At 44.6% G+C, this 14,174-nt stretch carries 12 protein-coding genes; 6 read left to right on the top strand and 6 right to left on the bottom strand.

The features are described from left to right. Positions 1-195 precede the first annotated feature (195 nt). Positions 196-3,090 carry an FAD-binding and (Fe-S)-binding domain-containing protein gene (locus DFP77_RS01655; RefSeq protein WP_114410559.1) on the bottom strand — a complete coding sequence of 965 codons (2,895 nt, stop codon included), beginning with the start codon at positions 3,088-3,090 and terminating at the stop codon, positions 196-198. 253 nt (positions 3,091-3,343) lie between these two features. On the opposite strand from DFP77_RS01655, the gene DFP77_RS01650 reads away from it, so the two are divergent. Beyond that, a complete protein-coding gene (locus tag DFP77_RS01650; RefSeq protein WP_114410558.1) occupies positions 3,344-4,120 on the top strand; it encodes an FCD domain-containing protein in 777 nt (258 codons plus the stop codon). Positions 4,121-4,146: 26 nt separating this feature from the next. On the opposite strand, the gene aroE is transcribed toward DFP77_RS01650, so the two are convergent. Beyond that, the gene (aroE, locus tag DFP77_RS01645) at positions 4,147-5,007 is read right to left on the bottom strand and encodes a shikimate dehydrogenase (RefSeq protein WP_114410557.1); all 861 of its coding nucleotides are present in this window, start codon (positions 5,005-5,007) and stop codon (positions 4,147-4,149) included. A 117-nt stretch (positions 5,008-5,124) separates the two neighbouring features. After that, positions 5,125-6,414: an MATE family efflux transporter gene (locus DFP77_RS01640; protein ID WP_114410616.1), complete on the bottom strand. Its 1,290-nt coding sequence runs from the start codon at positions 6,412-6,414 to the stop codon at positions 5,125-5,127. Positions 6,415-6,820: 406 nt separating this feature from the next. Between DFP77_RS01640 and DFP77_RS01635 the strand changes: the two genes are divergently transcribed. Together DFP77_RS01635 and DFP77_RS01630 are read left to right on the top strand one after the other, a co-directional pair. After that, entirely contained in the window at positions 6,821-7,036 is a 216-nt protein-coding gene (locus DFP77_RS01635; RefSeq protein ID WP_114410556.1) for a hypothetical protein, read from the top strand. Between the two features lies 1 nt (position 7,037). Continuing rightward, entirely contained in the window at positions 7,038-7,463 is a 426-nt protein-coding gene (locus DFP77_RS01630) for a group II truncated hemoglobin (protein ID WP_114410555.1), read from the top strand. A 138-nt stretch (positions 7,464-7,601) separates the two neighbouring features. Here the strand turns inward: DFP77_RS01630 and norR are convergent, their stop codons facing one another. Next, positions 7,602-9,179: a nitric oxide reductase transcriptional regulator NorR gene (gene norR / locus DFP77_RS01625; RefSeq protein WP_181858478.1), complete on the bottom strand. Its 1,578-nt coding sequence runs from the start codon at positions 9,177-9,179 to the stop codon at positions 7,602-7,604. 206 nt (positions 9,180-9,385) lie between these two features. Here norR and hmpA point away from each other — a divergent pair, with 206 nt between their 5' ends. Both hmpA and DFP77_RS01615 read left to right on the top strand, forming a co-directional pair. Continuing rightward, positions 9,386-10,576: an NO-inducible flavohemoprotein gene (gene hmpA / locus DFP77_RS01620; RefSeq protein ID WP_114410553.1), complete on the top strand. Its 1,191-nt coding sequence runs from the start codon at positions 9,386-9,388 to the stop codon at positions 10,574-10,576. 129 nt (positions 10,577-10,705) lie between these two features. Next, entirely contained in the window at positions 10,706-11,482 is a 777-nt protein-coding gene (locus DFP77_RS01615; protein ID WP_114410552.1) for an outer membrane protein, read from the top strand. A gap of 71 nt (positions 11,483-11,553) precedes the next feature. Here the strand turns inward: DFP77_RS01615 and DFP77_RS01610 are convergent, their stop codons facing one another. Then, positions 11,554-12,276: a sulfite exporter TauE/SafE family protein gene (locus DFP77_RS01610; RefSeq protein WP_220235514.1), complete on the bottom strand. Its 723-nt coding sequence runs from the start codon at positions 12,274-12,276 to the stop codon at positions 11,554-11,556. Between the two features lie 133 nt (positions 12,277-12,409). Between DFP77_RS01610 and DFP77_RS01605 the strand changes: the two genes are divergently transcribed. Then, a complete protein-coding gene (locus DFP77_RS01605; RefSeq protein ID WP_220235513.1) occupies positions 12,410-13,174 on the top strand; it encodes a LysR family transcriptional regulator in 765 nt (254 codons plus the stop codon). A 230-nt stretch (positions 13,175-13,404) separates the two neighbouring features. Here DFP77_RS01605 and DFP77_RS01600 read toward each other — a convergent pair whose 3' ends face one another. Next, entirely contained in the window at positions 13,405-14,046 is a 642-nt protein-coding gene (locus DFP77_RS01600; protein ID WP_114410551.1) for a glutathione S-transferase family protein, read from the bottom strand. Positions 14,047-14,174: the final 128 nt, after the last annotated feature.

Raw genomic sequence — 14,174 nt, 5'->3', positions numbered from 1 at the left:
AATCACAGTTAGCTCAGTCACAAGATCAACCTCTAGCGGATAATGAAGTGCGCGAGATGTTGATCTGGTAACTCAGTGCCTTTGACTAGACAGTTTTGTAGGCCGGATGAACCGAGGGACGAGGTGTAATCCGGCATTACCACATATCAAAAAACACATGGCATAATCCTTTTCTTCGGTCAAGCCAACGCCGGATTACGGTCGTTCCTCCCTCATCCGGCCTACAGATTGAGTCAATTGATCAACCAGATAGACGATTGATTGATACTCGATGCCGCTGTGTTTCGATAAGCCAATCTCGCAAGTACGGCTGTTGGAGTAACCCGCTTCGCAGCCTTCTACGGCTTTGGCTAAGGTTTTGAGAGCGCTGGCGTTGAGCTCGGGGGTAGAGAAGCCTTTGTCGCCAGCAAAGCCACAGCAGGTAATGTCTGGCGGAATCACGACTTCGTCAGCAAGTTGGTGAGCCAGTTGCACGAAGCTGTCGGCGAGCCCCATGCGGGTGGTGCTGCAAGTGACATGCAGCGCGATTTTGCCGAGCTTATCTTTCACCGTTAGATTTGGCATCACATGAGTCGAGACAAAGCCCACTTGTTCATGCAGCTCTAAGCAAGGATCAAGGCTTTCTTGCATTCGCAGTAAACAAGGACTCACATCGCAGACGATAGGGATTCGCCCATTATCGCTGGCTTCGAGTAGTAACGTATTGAGATCATTAGCTTTTTGGCTCGCAGCGTCGAACTGACCTTTAGATTGAAACGCCATGCCACAGCATTGGCTATCAATGCCTTTGGGTACAGTGATTTTATAGCCCGCTTTTTGCAATACAGAGAACATCACCGTCATAACGGAGCGTTTATCGTCTGCATTCGGCCCTGCGCCCATGACGCGAGTCGCGCAGCTAGGGAAGTAAATCACTTCATTCTGCCTGTTATCCGCTTGCATCTCATTACATTGCATAACGGCAATCGACTTCAGAGACGAAGCAGCACTGGGCATTTGTTTATGCCATTTCGGCACTGCGCCATGGGAGACTTTATTCATCACTGAAGTGATGGCTGTCATGCCTGAATCACCAATAATACGACGCGCGCCGCTGGCAAGGCTGAGTCCGACTTTTGCGGTTTTGGTCACGCCTTCAAAATGATCGGCAACCCAATAACCGACTTTGCTGTCTGGGTGACGATCATGGCGTAATTCACGGGTTAAATCCCCCGTATTGATGCCAACTGGACACTGCATAGAACACAAACCACAGCCAGCACAGGTATCAACACCCTGATAATCATAATCTTTTTTCAGCTCAGCAAGACGTTCGGGGTCATCACCTGAGGCAATCAGTCGTTGGATTTCGCGCCAAATCACAATCCGCTGGCGCGGCGTTAAAGTAATAGATTTTGACGGACAAGAGGATTCACAAAAACCGCATTCGATACAGGTATCGACCTTGTCATTGGCTTTTGGCAAAGGCTTGAGATTCTGTACATGCAAGTTGGCATTGTGCGACAAGATCACATCTGGATTGAGCAAGCTTTGCGGGTCAAACGCGCGTTTGATTTGCCACATAATGTCGTAAGCTTCTTTGCCCCATTCCAATTCCACATAAGGCGCCATGTTACGGCCAGTACCGTGTTCCGCTTTTAACGAGCCTTTGTATTTCACCGCCACTAATTGCGCCACTTCGTCCATCAGTTGCTCGTAGCGTTTCACTTCCTTCGGATCATCAAAACCTTGGGTAAACACGAAATGCAAATTGCCTTCTAAAGCGTGGCCGAACAGAATTGCCTCACTGTAACCGTGTTTTTGAAACACGCCTTGCAGCTCCAAAACGCCTTCAGCAAGTTTTTCAATGGGGAAGGCCACGTCTTCAATGATGACTGTCGTACCCACAGAGCGAACCGCGCCAACAGCGGGGAACAAGCCTTTGCGAATCTTCCAATAAGAGTCGTAAATAACCTTGTCTTGAGTAAATTCGATTGGATTGAGTGTGGCTTGACCGCTTAACGCCTGTTTCACCAAGACCAAATTCGCTTCTAACTCTTCGGCATCGGCAGCCCGTACATCGACCAATAAACCCGCCGCTTGCGAGCCAAGAGTAGACAAAATGTCCGGCATACCCGGTTTGCCTTCCACCGCACACAAGCCAGCACGATCAATCAACTCCACCGCAGAAACCGGTGAGCTTTTTAACGCCGTCACCGCTCGACAGGTGACTTCCATATCCTCAAAGAAGATCATCGCGGCGGCTTTAATAGGATGATCAACCACGGTTTCATAGGTAACTTCGCTGATAAAACCCAAAGTTCCTTCAGAGCCGATCATCAAATGCAGCAAGATATCAAACGGATCTTGGTAATCGGTTAGGCTGTTTAAACTGTACCCTGTGGTGTTTTTTAAACGATATTTGTGTCTAATTCTTTCTGCTAATTCGCTATTAGCTTGAACGCTTTTAGACAAACGACTAAGCGTATCGAGTAAGTCTGCATGACGATTACCAAACGCCAATCGGCTGGCTTCATCGGCGGTATCCAATAAAGCACCATCAGCGAAAATCAGACGAGCACTTTGAATCGTATGATAGCTGTTTTGTGCTGTACCGCAGCACATCCCGCTGGCGTTGTTCGCTGCAATACCGCCAATCATACAGGCATTGATGGACGCTGGATCTGGGCCGATTTTGCGCTGAAAGGGCGCTAGCAGCTGATTGGCTCGCGCACCGATAATACCTGGCTGAAGTGAAATATGATGGCCATGTTCGTGAACTCGATGCCCTTTCCAGTTATCGGATAATTGCATCAAGATGGAATCGGTTACTGCCTGCCCTGACAAACTCGTACCCGCTGCGCGAAAAGTCACTGGTAAATTGCGCTTTCTGGCTTCTTTCAGCACTAACTGCACTTCCGCTTCATTATCGACTCGCACGACTAATTGCGGAATCAAGCGGTAAAAACTCGCATCCGTGCCATACGCCAAGGTACGAAGTGGATCACGAATCAATCGCGTCTCATCAATCGCGCCAGTTTTGGCGTCTTTCAAAGCAAAATATAGATCGAGATATTGAGCGGCTTTATCAGCAAGTGAGTCAGTGTTCATAGAAGCTTCCACGGCGGTAGCCTTTTTATTGTTAAAAAATATAGGTATTGAACATTAATGCTAGACAAATTGGTAAGACCAATTTACCTTTTGAATATAAGGCACAGTAAGAATTCAAAGAAACTTTGTCAACTGATAGTTTAGTCGATATTTCGTGAATTTTAGCGACAATATCAATTGGTTTTACCACTTTTTAACTTATACACAGCAATGTCGAAAGCTATCTTTAAAGAATACATTTTTAGGAAAAGTCATGGAATCCAATCACTTTGGTCGCGTTAAACAACCGAAAATTTCCGACATCATCATGAAAGAGCTCGAAAGCATGATTTTAGAAGGCAGTTTTACGGCGGGGCAAAAGCTGCCACCAGAAAGGGAATTAGCCGCACGTTTTGAGGTATCTCGCCCTTCGTTGCGGGAAGCCATTCAAAAACTGATCGCGCGCGGTGTATTATTCAGTCGTCATGGCGGTGGCACTTATGTGTCAGAACAGCTAGGCAGCTCGTTTGCCGATCCGCTGCAAGATTTGCTCAGTTCCCACGATGAGTTCTTATACGATCAATTGGAGTTTCGCGATGCGCTAGAAAGTCTCGCCGCGTATTACGCTGCTTTGCGCAGTACCGACGCAGACAAAACCAAACTCACACAGTGTTTTCATCAATTAATAGAAGCGAATCAACATAAAGCTTTCGCTTTGGAAGCCAAGTTAGATGTGGAGTTTCACATGATCATTGCTGAAGCAGCACACAACGTAGTCTTGCTTCACACACTCCGCAGCCTGCACGCTATGTTAGCGAAAAGTATTTCAAGCAACTTAAGAAACTTATTCGAGAAACAAGCCGCACGCCAACGAGTGATGGAGCAACATGCGAATCTATATCAAGCCATTATGGATGGCGACGCCGAAGAAGCTCGCACGGCGGCGCATACGCATTTGGTTTTCGTGGAAGATAACTTACTGAAAATGCGCCAAGAAGAAACGCGGATCCAGCGCTCGCTACGCAGAAACGAGCACCAGAATCCGCTGTAAACAACCTTTGGGGATTCCAGTGAGTATTATGTTTCTGCAATGTCCAAAGCATCGCTCAATGCGCCTTTCATAACGTCAATTGAAGGGGCTTTTCCCGTCCAATATTCAAAAGCAATTGCGCCTTGCTGAACGAGCATGCCCAAGCCATTTACTGTCGTACAGCCCTTGGATTCAGCAGTTTGGATCAATCGTGTTTGCGGTGGATTGAAAATTCCATCTGCAACTACCATATTTGCTTTAATTGAGTCTGTATCTATATCAAGCTCTTCGTCCACATTCGGGAACAAACCAATAGAAGTCACATTGATCACCAAATCCGTCTCGGCAGGAATCTGATATTGCTTTGTCCAAGCATGATATTCCGCGCCAGCCGACGTGTTATCGGTAACCAGTTGGGCAAGCTCTTCGCCGCGCTCTTGGTTGCGATTCACAATAGTTATGTGTGCTACGCCAGCTAGGGCCAGTTCCACCGCCACGGCTCGTGCCGCACCACCAGCACCGAACAAAACCACACGTTTGTTGGTCAGCTCTAAGCTAGATTTCACAGATTCTACAAAACCACGGCCATCAGTATTTTCACCAACTAGCTTGCCATCACGGTTCACCACAGTATTCACCGCACCAATGATACGAGCTGACTCGCCTAACTCATCAAGGTAATCAATAACGGACACTTTATGAGGAATAGAACAATTAAAACCGCACCAATTCATGGCTTTCGCACCTAATACGGCGTTTTTAAGGTCCTCGGGCTGAATTTCACAATTGATGTAACGCCAATCCAGACCTAAATCTCGATACGCAGCTTCCATCATTACGCCAGTAGGATTTTCTAGCGCTGGCGTGGCAAAAGAACCGGTTAACTCGCTTAAGAAATGCTTCGACATATTGAATTCTCTCCATGTTTGGTGGCTTTAAAAAAGAACACGTCATTCATGGTAACAAACCCAATCGCCAGAAAAATTTCAATTGTTAACAGAAGCCTTTACACGAAGTAATAGGCGTTATGAATTCGCGAACCAAACACCTTTTTTCATATTTTGCAGATAGCACCAATATAAAGTGATGGCTCTGGCGATAAACAGCATGGCTTGGCTAAACCATAAACCATGGTTGCCAAGGTCTTGAGTGATAAACCATACAGGGAAGAACACGCCAACCACGCAAATAATCATGGTGTTTTGCATTTGTTTTACACTGGTTGTGCCAATGAAAACACCATCCAACATAAATGACCAAATACCCAACAGAGGGAAGAAGATGAGCCAAGGTAGGTACAGAGCAGCATCGTCTCGAACACTTTGTACACTGGTCAGTAACGCTATGATTTGATTACCAAAAAGCCAAAATATCAGCATTAAAATCACCGCGGCAAACAGCGCCCAATAGGTAGAAAGCTGAATCACCTTCTTAAAGTTCGCTTTGTCTTTGCGGCCATAGTATTCGCCACACAAAGCTTCAACCGAAAAAGCAAAACCATCCAAGGCGTTAGAAATAATCATCAAGAAAGTCAGCAAAACCGCGTTCGCAGCAAGAATCGAATCTCCTTGACGCGCGCCTTGAGCGGTAAAAAACAACATAACCAATAGCAAAAGAATAGTTCGTACAAACAGATAGCGATTCACTTTCACCAAAGCCATGTATTCACGCCATTTTGCTAAAACGCTTAGCGGCACATGACCGGAAAAACCCTTTAACTTATGCCAAGCCAATACGCCAGCGACAGTTACACCAATATAATGCGCAAACACAGTTGCCCACGCCACACCGTCACTCGCCATGCCCAAACCATAAACGGCGACATAATCGAGAATCATATTGGCGACATTGATCACCAACAGCATCCACAACGGCCCTTTGGAATATTGCACGCCGAAGAACCAACCCATTAAGGCATAACCCGCTAACACGGCTGGCGCACTGAAAATCCGCGCTTCACAATACAAACGCGCCCAAGGTTCCACTTCAGCACTTGGCTCCATCAGAGTAATCGCCAAATCGATCAAGGGCCCTCGGAATAGAATCAGCATGAGCCCGATAAAAACGCCCATCAAAATCGATTGCAAAAGCAATTCACTAACGCGTCGTTCGTCGCCTTGTCCCAGAGCTTGTGCAGTCAATCCGGTTGAGCCCATGCGCAAGAAGCCAAATGCCCAAAATAGAAAGCTAAAAATGCTCGCACCAATCGCCACAGCGGCAAGGTGTGTTGCCGTGCCTAAATGCCCAACCACCGCTGTATCCACCAAGCCCAATAGAGGAGTGGTAATGTTCGAAATCATCGGTGGCCACGCCATGCGCCAAATTTTATGGTTTAACGTTATATTTGCTCGATATGAGCTAAAAATAGAATGTAAGGAAAATTTCGACATTCATGTCTCTCTTGTGGATACTTTATTTTCTGTGGGTAAAAATCGACCAGCAGCGGAATCATGCACCAGAAAAAAATGTGGAAAATCATAGCAGTTATTCACATTAAGCGGCACTTTTCACCATAAAAGAGGTTTTTTTCCTGAAAAAAACCATGGGATGATTCTTTTTTGCACTATTTACTAACTTGTCCACAAGAAACGTCACCATAAAAATATAAAATATTACCACGTTCTAATGTTGGATAAGTGGTACTTTTTTCCACAAGTAGCTCACTTCTTCGTGGAAATTTGCTAAACTTGCGATTATTTTTTTATCGTCCGGAGAACTCCTATGCTCAAGCAATTCAAGCCCTTTCTCGAAGGTTTAGCCGTCGGATGTGTCTTCATCAGTATTACTATGTTGTTTCAAATTCCGCTTTATATGAGCTTTATCATTGGCGCTTTGGCGGCAATAGGTGGCTACCGCAACTCGATCAAAATGGACAAAGAGAAAGAAGCAAAAAAAACACAAAATCAGCCAAATAATTCCAAACAAGACGCCGAATAAAATGACTCTATCCAATCCACCAGTATATGGTGAAGGTGACGCAACTCTACAAGCTGTCGGCGGATTACCGGGCTTGCAAAAATTAGTCGAAGCCTTCTATCGCATCATGGAAAACATGCCAGATTTTCGTCCGCTGTTTGATATGCATCCTAGCAATATTGAACTGACCATCGATAAACTGGTGTCTTTTCTATCTGGCTGGATGGGCGGCGAGAAGTTATTCTCGAAAAAATATGGCCCAATCAGCTTACCTCAAGCTCATGCTCACTTAATCGTTACCGAAAAAGAAAAAGCCATGTGGCTAAACTGCATGGCAGCCGCTCTCGATGAATTAGGTTATCCAGAAGATTTGAAAGCCTATTTATTACCTAAACTCGAATTTCCCGCGGAACGGATTCGACAGGTGAGTGCGGCTAGGCACGGCTAGAAATTTGCAACCCCTCCCTAACCCTCCCCTTGAAGATAAGGGGAGGGAACAAAAAGCCTTAGCTCCCGCTGCTAAGGGAGAAGGGATAATACATAGTCTTAGCTCCTCCCCCTGCTAAGGGGGAGGCTGGGAGGGGGTCTAAATGCGTACCTCTTTGGCAACGACAATCCCTAAGCGTTTCGCTAAGCGCGCTAGATTGGCGCGGTCCATAGACAGCTGCTGAGCGGCTTTGGTCCAATTTCCTTGATTGTCTTCTAGCGCTTTACGGATTAGATTTCGTTGATAAGTTTCTGTTTCTAAACGCAAATCGATTGGTTTGTGTATTTCTAAACGCGGCTCCAGCTCATTTTTCTGTATCTTTTCTTTAGCACTATTATCAATTTGTAACCCTGTTAAATGAGTAGAAGTGATAACGGTAATGCCCTTTGGATTATCTGCTTTTGAACTCTCGGCCTTAGAGAAAAGCGCAGCACGAGAAATAACATGCTCTAATTCACGTACGTTTCCTGGCCAGTGATACGCTTCAAGCATGTCGATAGCTGACGCAGATAACGTCAGTTGCTGAAGCCCTAATTTACGTCGGAAACGCTCAGCGAAGAATCCAGCCAACACAGGAACATCGCCTTGTCGTTCTCGTAATGGCGGTACTTGAATCGGGAAGACGCTGAGGCGATGGAATAAATCCGCACGAAAGCGATTTTCTGCGACTTCGGTTTCTAAATGTCGATTAGTCGCCGCGATAATACGAACGTTTACTTTGCGAATTTGATCTTTGCCAACCGCCTGAATCTCTTGATTCTGAATGGCTCGGAGTAACGTGCCTTGCACTTCCAACGGTAATTCACCAATTTCATCCAGCAATAAGGTTCCGCCGTCTGCCAACAAGAACTTACCATCTCGGTCTCGATCCGCACCAGTAAAGGCGCCTTTTACATGGCCAAACAGCTCACTTTCGATGAGGTGGTGCGGAATCGCGGCGCAGTTTACATAAACCATAGGCGCTTCCGCGCGAGAAGAATGCTCATGCAGCGCTCTTGCCACCAGCTCTTTGCCTACGCCCGTTTCACCTTCGATCAGAATAGAAAAATCCGACGAGGCAACCAGATTAATCGACTGTTTAAGGTCTTGCATCGCTTTGCTTTGGCCGATCATTTCACTACTTTGCTCGCCAATTACCTTCAATACATTTTGGGCATGTTGCGACTGGTTTTCTAATTGTTCCATCAAGATAGCGGTATTTAGCGTCATGGCAGCCATGGTGCCGATGATTTCTAACGCACGCGTGTCGATATCATCAAAAACGCCCGGTTGGATACTGTCTAAGGTGACAACTCCGATTAATTTCCCTTCCAAATACAAAGGCACGCCCATGCAAGAGTGCACAGGTAAATTCTCATCATGACCTAACACCATGCCATCGTAAGGATCGGGGAGAGGCGAGTCAGCAGGAAAACGTACCGGATAATGGTCGCTACTAATGGCTTTTAAACGAGGATGTTCATCAATAATAAATCGGCGTCCCATCATGTCATCCGACAACCCTCGCTGGGCAAGCGGCGTCAACACACCATGGCTATGAGACAACAAAACAACAGCATCGCAGTTAATCGTAGCCCGCACCGCGTAAACCAATTGTTCAAAACGATTGGGCTGTGTCACCGCACTAGCAAGATCAAGGGCAAAACTCAGTAAGGCGTTATTTGAAACCTGATTCATGGTGGTCGACTCATAAGGTGAATTACGGTTCGTGTCAATTTGACTCAAACATATCATATGGACTTTTTAATTTGCGAGTCTTATTGACTCTTATATTAATGTTAAAAATCTAAACAACTGATTTAAATAACTATTTTTTAGTTGGCACGGGCTTCGCTATAGAAAAGATAACAAGACTTTAATCATCCACTTAAAAGGATACAAAAATGTTATCTCAACAACACATAGACACAGTAAAAGCCACTATCCCGCTTCTTGCTTCTGCAGGCACAGCGATTACAGAGCATTTTTATCAACGCATGTTTTCTCATAACCCAGAACTAAAAGATGTGTTCAACATGACGCATCAAAGAACCGGTGGCCAACCGGCGGCTTTGTTCAATGCCATCGCGGCGTACGCTACACACATCGATAATCTAGAAGTGCTAACCAGCGCCGTGATGCGTATCGCTCATAAGCACACCAGTTTTAACATCCAACCAAATCAATACGACATCGTTGGTCATCACCTGATTGAAACCTTGCGTGAACTGGCACAAGAAGCGTTCACCAAAGACGTAGAAGAAGCTTGGGCAGCAGCTTACACACAACTAGCGGGTATTTTTATCAAGGTAGAAGGCGACCTTTATGCTGAACGCGCGGCGCAACAAGGCGGCTGGAAAGACTTCCGTCGTTTCCGCGTGGCATCTAAAACACCAGAATCTGATTTAGTGACTAGTTTCGTGTTTGAGCCAGTCGATGGCGGGGCCGTAATCGATTATCAGCCCGGCCAATACTTGGGCGTTAAGTTACATCCAAAAGGCAATGAGTTCGATGAGATACGTCAATACTCTCTATCCACAACACCAAATGGCAAAAGCTATCGCATCAGCGTCAAACGCGAAGGAAACGGTGACATAGCTGGCGTGATGTCGAACTATCTACACGATCACTTAAACGTAGGCGACGAAATTGAAGCTATGCCACCCGCTGGAGACTTCGTTTTCCAAGACAAGCAAACACCAGTGGTATTGATTTCTGGTGGTGTCGGCTTAACACCAATGCAAGCCATGCTAAATACACTCGCTAAGCAGCAATACAGCCACCCTGTGAGCTATTTACACGCTTGTGCTCATAAAGGTCAACATTCCTTCAAAGAGCATGTAAACAGCCTAAAAGGCCATTTAAATCTGTCCGTTCATACTTGGTACGAACAAGCCAAAAGCGAAGAAGAGGGCGTAACAAAAGGCATGATGCAACTGGATGTCATCAAAGACAGCTTACCACTGACGAATGGCGAGTTCTATTTATGCGGGCCTGTTGGCTTCATGATGTTTGTTAAACAGCAATTGTTGACTCTTGGGGTTGAAGCAGACCGCATTCATTATGAATTGTTCGGTCCGCATCAAGAGGTTTAATAGTCACTAAATAGTGGAAAAGAATCGATCAGTGTCAAAAACAGAATAAAGAATTCATTTTTTATTCTGTTTTTTTTTACGTTATATATATACTTCGAGACCTTAAATAATTCTAAAGGGAATTAGAGCATGACCACACTCAACAAAAACACATTCTTACATTGCGCAATTTTATCATTCGCAGCAACCACGAGCTCCATTGCTGTAGCTGCAGATTCAGATACAAGCTGGGCTGGGTTATATGGCAGCCTAACTATTGGCACGCTGCATGGTAAAGCGGATCCAGACACGACCGTCACTGACGGTAGCTACTTCAACACAGAAAACATAGACAAACTAAATAGTACCTTTCAGAAAGAGGTATCGGGCTCTTCTGCAACGGCATCGGCTCTTTTAGGTTATTTAAAACAACATGACAATTTCCTTTACGGTATTGAGGCCGACTTAACTGTCATGGGGTTCAATGAAAAAACAAGTACGACAACCCTCTACACATCAAGTAGCACGTTAGAAAATACAACGGATACAAGGATAAAAAGTCACTTCTCTTTGGCCATCAGACCCACCATTGGCTACAGTTTTGGCAGTACTATGGTTCAATTGAGTGCAGGCCCAGTCATTAGTCAATTTAATTATAAGTTCAGCTTTATTGATGACCAAGACGCTAAAACAAGTTCAGATAATGATAAAACAGAGATTGGGGTATCCGCCAATATTGGCATCAAACATAGATTTGATAATGGCTTAATCTTGCAAGGCGATTATATTTACTCTCAGTATTCTAATATTGCCGATAAAGACAGCTTACTCACTAACAATGCAGGGGCAACACAAACGGATAAGTTTTCTTATGACTCCGATTTCAAGTCACATAACGTTCGCATTGGTCTCGTAAAATACTTTTAAAAGACCACAGGTCATGCTCAGACTTAGAATGCAAAAGGGCATGAGTATCTGATAGTACTCATGCCCTTAATTTAACTATAAAGGCCTAATAGATTAAGCCCCATACGCCCAATTAAAAAAATCAGTAAGATTAAAAACAACACTCGAATGAAGCCGCTGCCAAATCGAAGTGCTAGAAACACACCAACAAATGCGCCAAGAATATTACAAACAGCAATGACTCCACCTATCTGCCACAATACATTTCCACTGGGTATAAAAAACAACAGAGCGGCAGTGAACGTTCCCATGTTAATGAGCTTTGCCGATGCGGATGCATTCAAAAAATCAAAACCAAAGCCTCGAATAAAGAGAAATATTAAGAAGCTTCCGCTTCCTGGACCAAACATTCCATCATAAAAACCGATTAAACCTCCGAACATTATCCCTTTAAAAACCTCAGTTCTTTTGCCTACAAGAACGGTATGATTTAGGCCAAGATCCTTTTTTCTAAACGTATAGATGGCCATAGAGATTAACAACAAAAACACCAAATACTGCATTAATTCTTCTGGTATTTTGGAAATAGATTTAGCGCCTAAATATGCAAAGACAAACGCAGAGATAGCGGTTGGAATCATGATGCGCCAAACAATGTTGATACGCTTCATGTAAGAGCGAATGGACGATAAAATTCCAGCCCAAACGGCTAATTTATTGGTACCAAACACCGTTGATAATGCCTGCTCAGGTAACGCATTCAACAAAGCAGGTATTAAAATCAGTCCACCGAAAAATGAAAATACACCAAGCATTATAATGTCTACGGTAATCTCCCTATATAAATTACAAGCGTTAGTTCCCAATACTTTGGAATCTTAATCAGCTCGATAAATGAATAAAAGTGACTTATATTGAATTTATAATTCACTTAAAGTGAGCATTTAAATGGAACTTCAACAATTACGCATGTTTAAAGCCATTGCTGATTTAGGCAGTATTGCTAAGGCGGCAGAAAAGCTTCATTGCGTCCCGTCCAACATAACCACTCGTATAAAACAGCTAGAGGATGAGCTAGGTGAACCATTACTTATTCGCAAGGGAAGAGGAGTAATACTGAGCCCATCAGGAAGCTTATTTCTGGAGTACGCAAACAAAATTCTTCTACTGTCCCTGGAGTCTAAAAGAGCAATAGCCAGAGAAAGCGCACCCGCAGGGAGAGTCAGTATTGGTGCTATTGAATCGTCTGCAACAAGTCGATTACCTAAACTTCTATCGAAATACCATCAGCGACATCCAAAAGTCGACATAGAATTCTCAACAAACACATGGAAAAACTTAGAAGAAGCGGTCGAAAAGCACGAGTTAGATAGTGCAATCATTGCTGTTAAATGTGTTAACCCAGCCATCGAATGTGTCGAAATTTATCGTGAAGAATTAGTGCTAATTGCATCATCCTCTTTTGGGCCCATCACATCGCCAACCAATTTAATTGGCAAAATTATCTACATGTGGCCAACAGGATGCCCTTATCGAAAAGCGCTTGAAAGCTGGCTAGAACAGAATAGCGTATCAGCTCAAATAACCAGCATTGCTAGCTATGGCACTATCTTAGGATGCGTAAGCGCAGGAGCTGGCGTGTCTTTGGTACCAAAGGGGATTTACGAACAGTTCAGGCAAATAGGCGGGGTAGAAGGATATGTCTTCAATTAATTGCACCCTGTCACAAACTATTTTATCTGGAATAAAAACACGGGATATCACAGTGCAAAAGACGCCTTTTTAGAACTAATTCGCACAGAGTTAACCACGCCAAACTTAAGTGTTTCAGCACATAAGATGGCTTAGTCGTTTCTAACCTTGTTGTTTTATCTTCTCTTTTAAAAAAAACAAAAAAGCATGAGTAACCGATGATACTCATGCTTTGTTTTTGAGAGGTTTGATTAGGACTGGGCAAGCAACAACGCTTGCTCTTTTTCCTCCACTCTTGTGAAGGTAGGGCGTGATGTAACACGGTCAATGTAGGCATCGACCACAGGGTTCATCGTAATTAACCCAAACGTGCGGCACCACTTCAAACTCAAGCCCCAAAGAATATCCACTGCGTATAGCTCCTCTCCCAATAAATAAGGGCCTTTGGCAATTTGATCGAATAACGTTTGCAGCATTTTATCGAAGCTACCATAGGATGATTGAGACGCTGCGACGTCAGGGCGATTAAACACTTTGTCGATCACGGCGGGCTCAAAACTGCTGCCTTGGAAGGCCATCCAGCGCAAATACGCTCCACGTTTTGGATCGTTAAAAGCGGGCGCTAAGCCTTTTTCAGGAAACAGATCGGCCAAGTAGGTGTAACAGGCAACTTGCTCTGTTACCGCAGTGCCGTTATGAACAAGGGTTGGAAATTTCCCCAAAGGATTGATAGCGAGAAACTCTGGTTGTTGATTTTCACCGGCTTTGAAATTCAGCACTTTCATGTCATAGGGAATCCCCAACTCTTCCAGCAATACCCAAATGCCAGTGCCTCGGGTTTGTGGAGCATGGTACAGGGTGATGGTGCCTTGGTTGCTTTGAATCTCGCTCATATCCGTTACCTCAGTAGGTTGTTAGATCATTTTTGGTGGTTACATGAGCTATATTAGTGACTAAACCTGACATCTAGTGTCAGGTTTATGCTTTATACTGGCGAAATAACTTAGCTCGACGACAAAGA

Source organism: Marinomonas foliarum, from assembly GCF_003337275.1.
Lineage (GTDB): Bacteria > Pseudomonadota > Gammaproteobacteria > Pseudomonadales > Marinomonadaceae > Marinomonas > Marinomonas foliarum.
Note: the sequence above shows the minus strand (reverse complement) of the source record. Positions and strands in the feature narration are given on the sequence as shown.

Excerpts from the sequence above, each read along its gene's own strand:
- DFP77_RS01655 (WP_114410559.1), bottom strand. The coding sequence starts at position 3,090 with ATGAACACTGACTCACTTGCTGATAAAGCCGCTCAATATCTCGATCTA.
- DFP77_RS01650 (WP_114410558.1), top strand. The coding sequence starts at position 3,344 with ATGGAATCCAATCACTTTGGTCGCGTTAAACAACCGAAAATTTCCGAC.
- aroE (WP_114410557.1), bottom strand. The coding sequence starts at position 5,007 with ATGTCGAAGCATTTCTTAAGCGAGTTAACCGGTTCTTTTGCCACGCCA.
- DFP77_RS01640 (WP_114410616.1), bottom strand. The coding sequence starts at position 6,414 with ATGGCGTGGCCACCGATGATTTCGAACATTACCACTCCTCTATTGGGC.
- DFP77_RS01635 (WP_114410556.1), top strand. The coding sequence starts at position 6,821 with ATGCTCAAGCAATTCAAGCCCTTTCTCGAAGGTTTAGCCGTCGGATGT.
- DFP77_RS01630 (WP_114410555.1), top strand. The coding sequence starts at position 7,038 with ATGACTCTATCCAATCCACCAGTATATGGTGAAGGTGACGCAACTCTA.
- norR (WP_181858478.1), bottom strand. The coding sequence starts at position 9,179 with ATGAATCAGGTTTCAAATAACGCCTTACTGAGTTTTGCCCTTGATCTT.
- hmpA (WP_114410553.1), top strand. The coding sequence starts at position 9,386 with ATGTTATCTCAACAACACATAGACACAGTAAAAGCCACTATCCCGCTT.
- DFP77_RS01615 (WP_114410552.1), top strand. The coding sequence starts at position 10,706 with ATGACCACACTCAACAAAAACACATTCTTACATTGCGCAATTTTATCA.
- DFP77_RS01610 (WP_220235514.1), bottom strand. The coding sequence starts at position 12,276 with ATGCTTGGTGTATTTTCATTTTTCGGTGGACTGATTTTAATACCTGCT.
- DFP77_RS01605 (WP_220235513.1), top strand. The coding sequence starts at position 12,410 with ATGGAACTTCAACAATTACGCATGTTTAAAGCCATTGCTGATTTAGGC.
- DFP77_RS01600 (WP_114410551.1), bottom strand. The coding sequence starts at position 14,046 with ATGAGCGAGATTCAAAGCAACCAAGGCACCATCACCCTGTACCATGCT.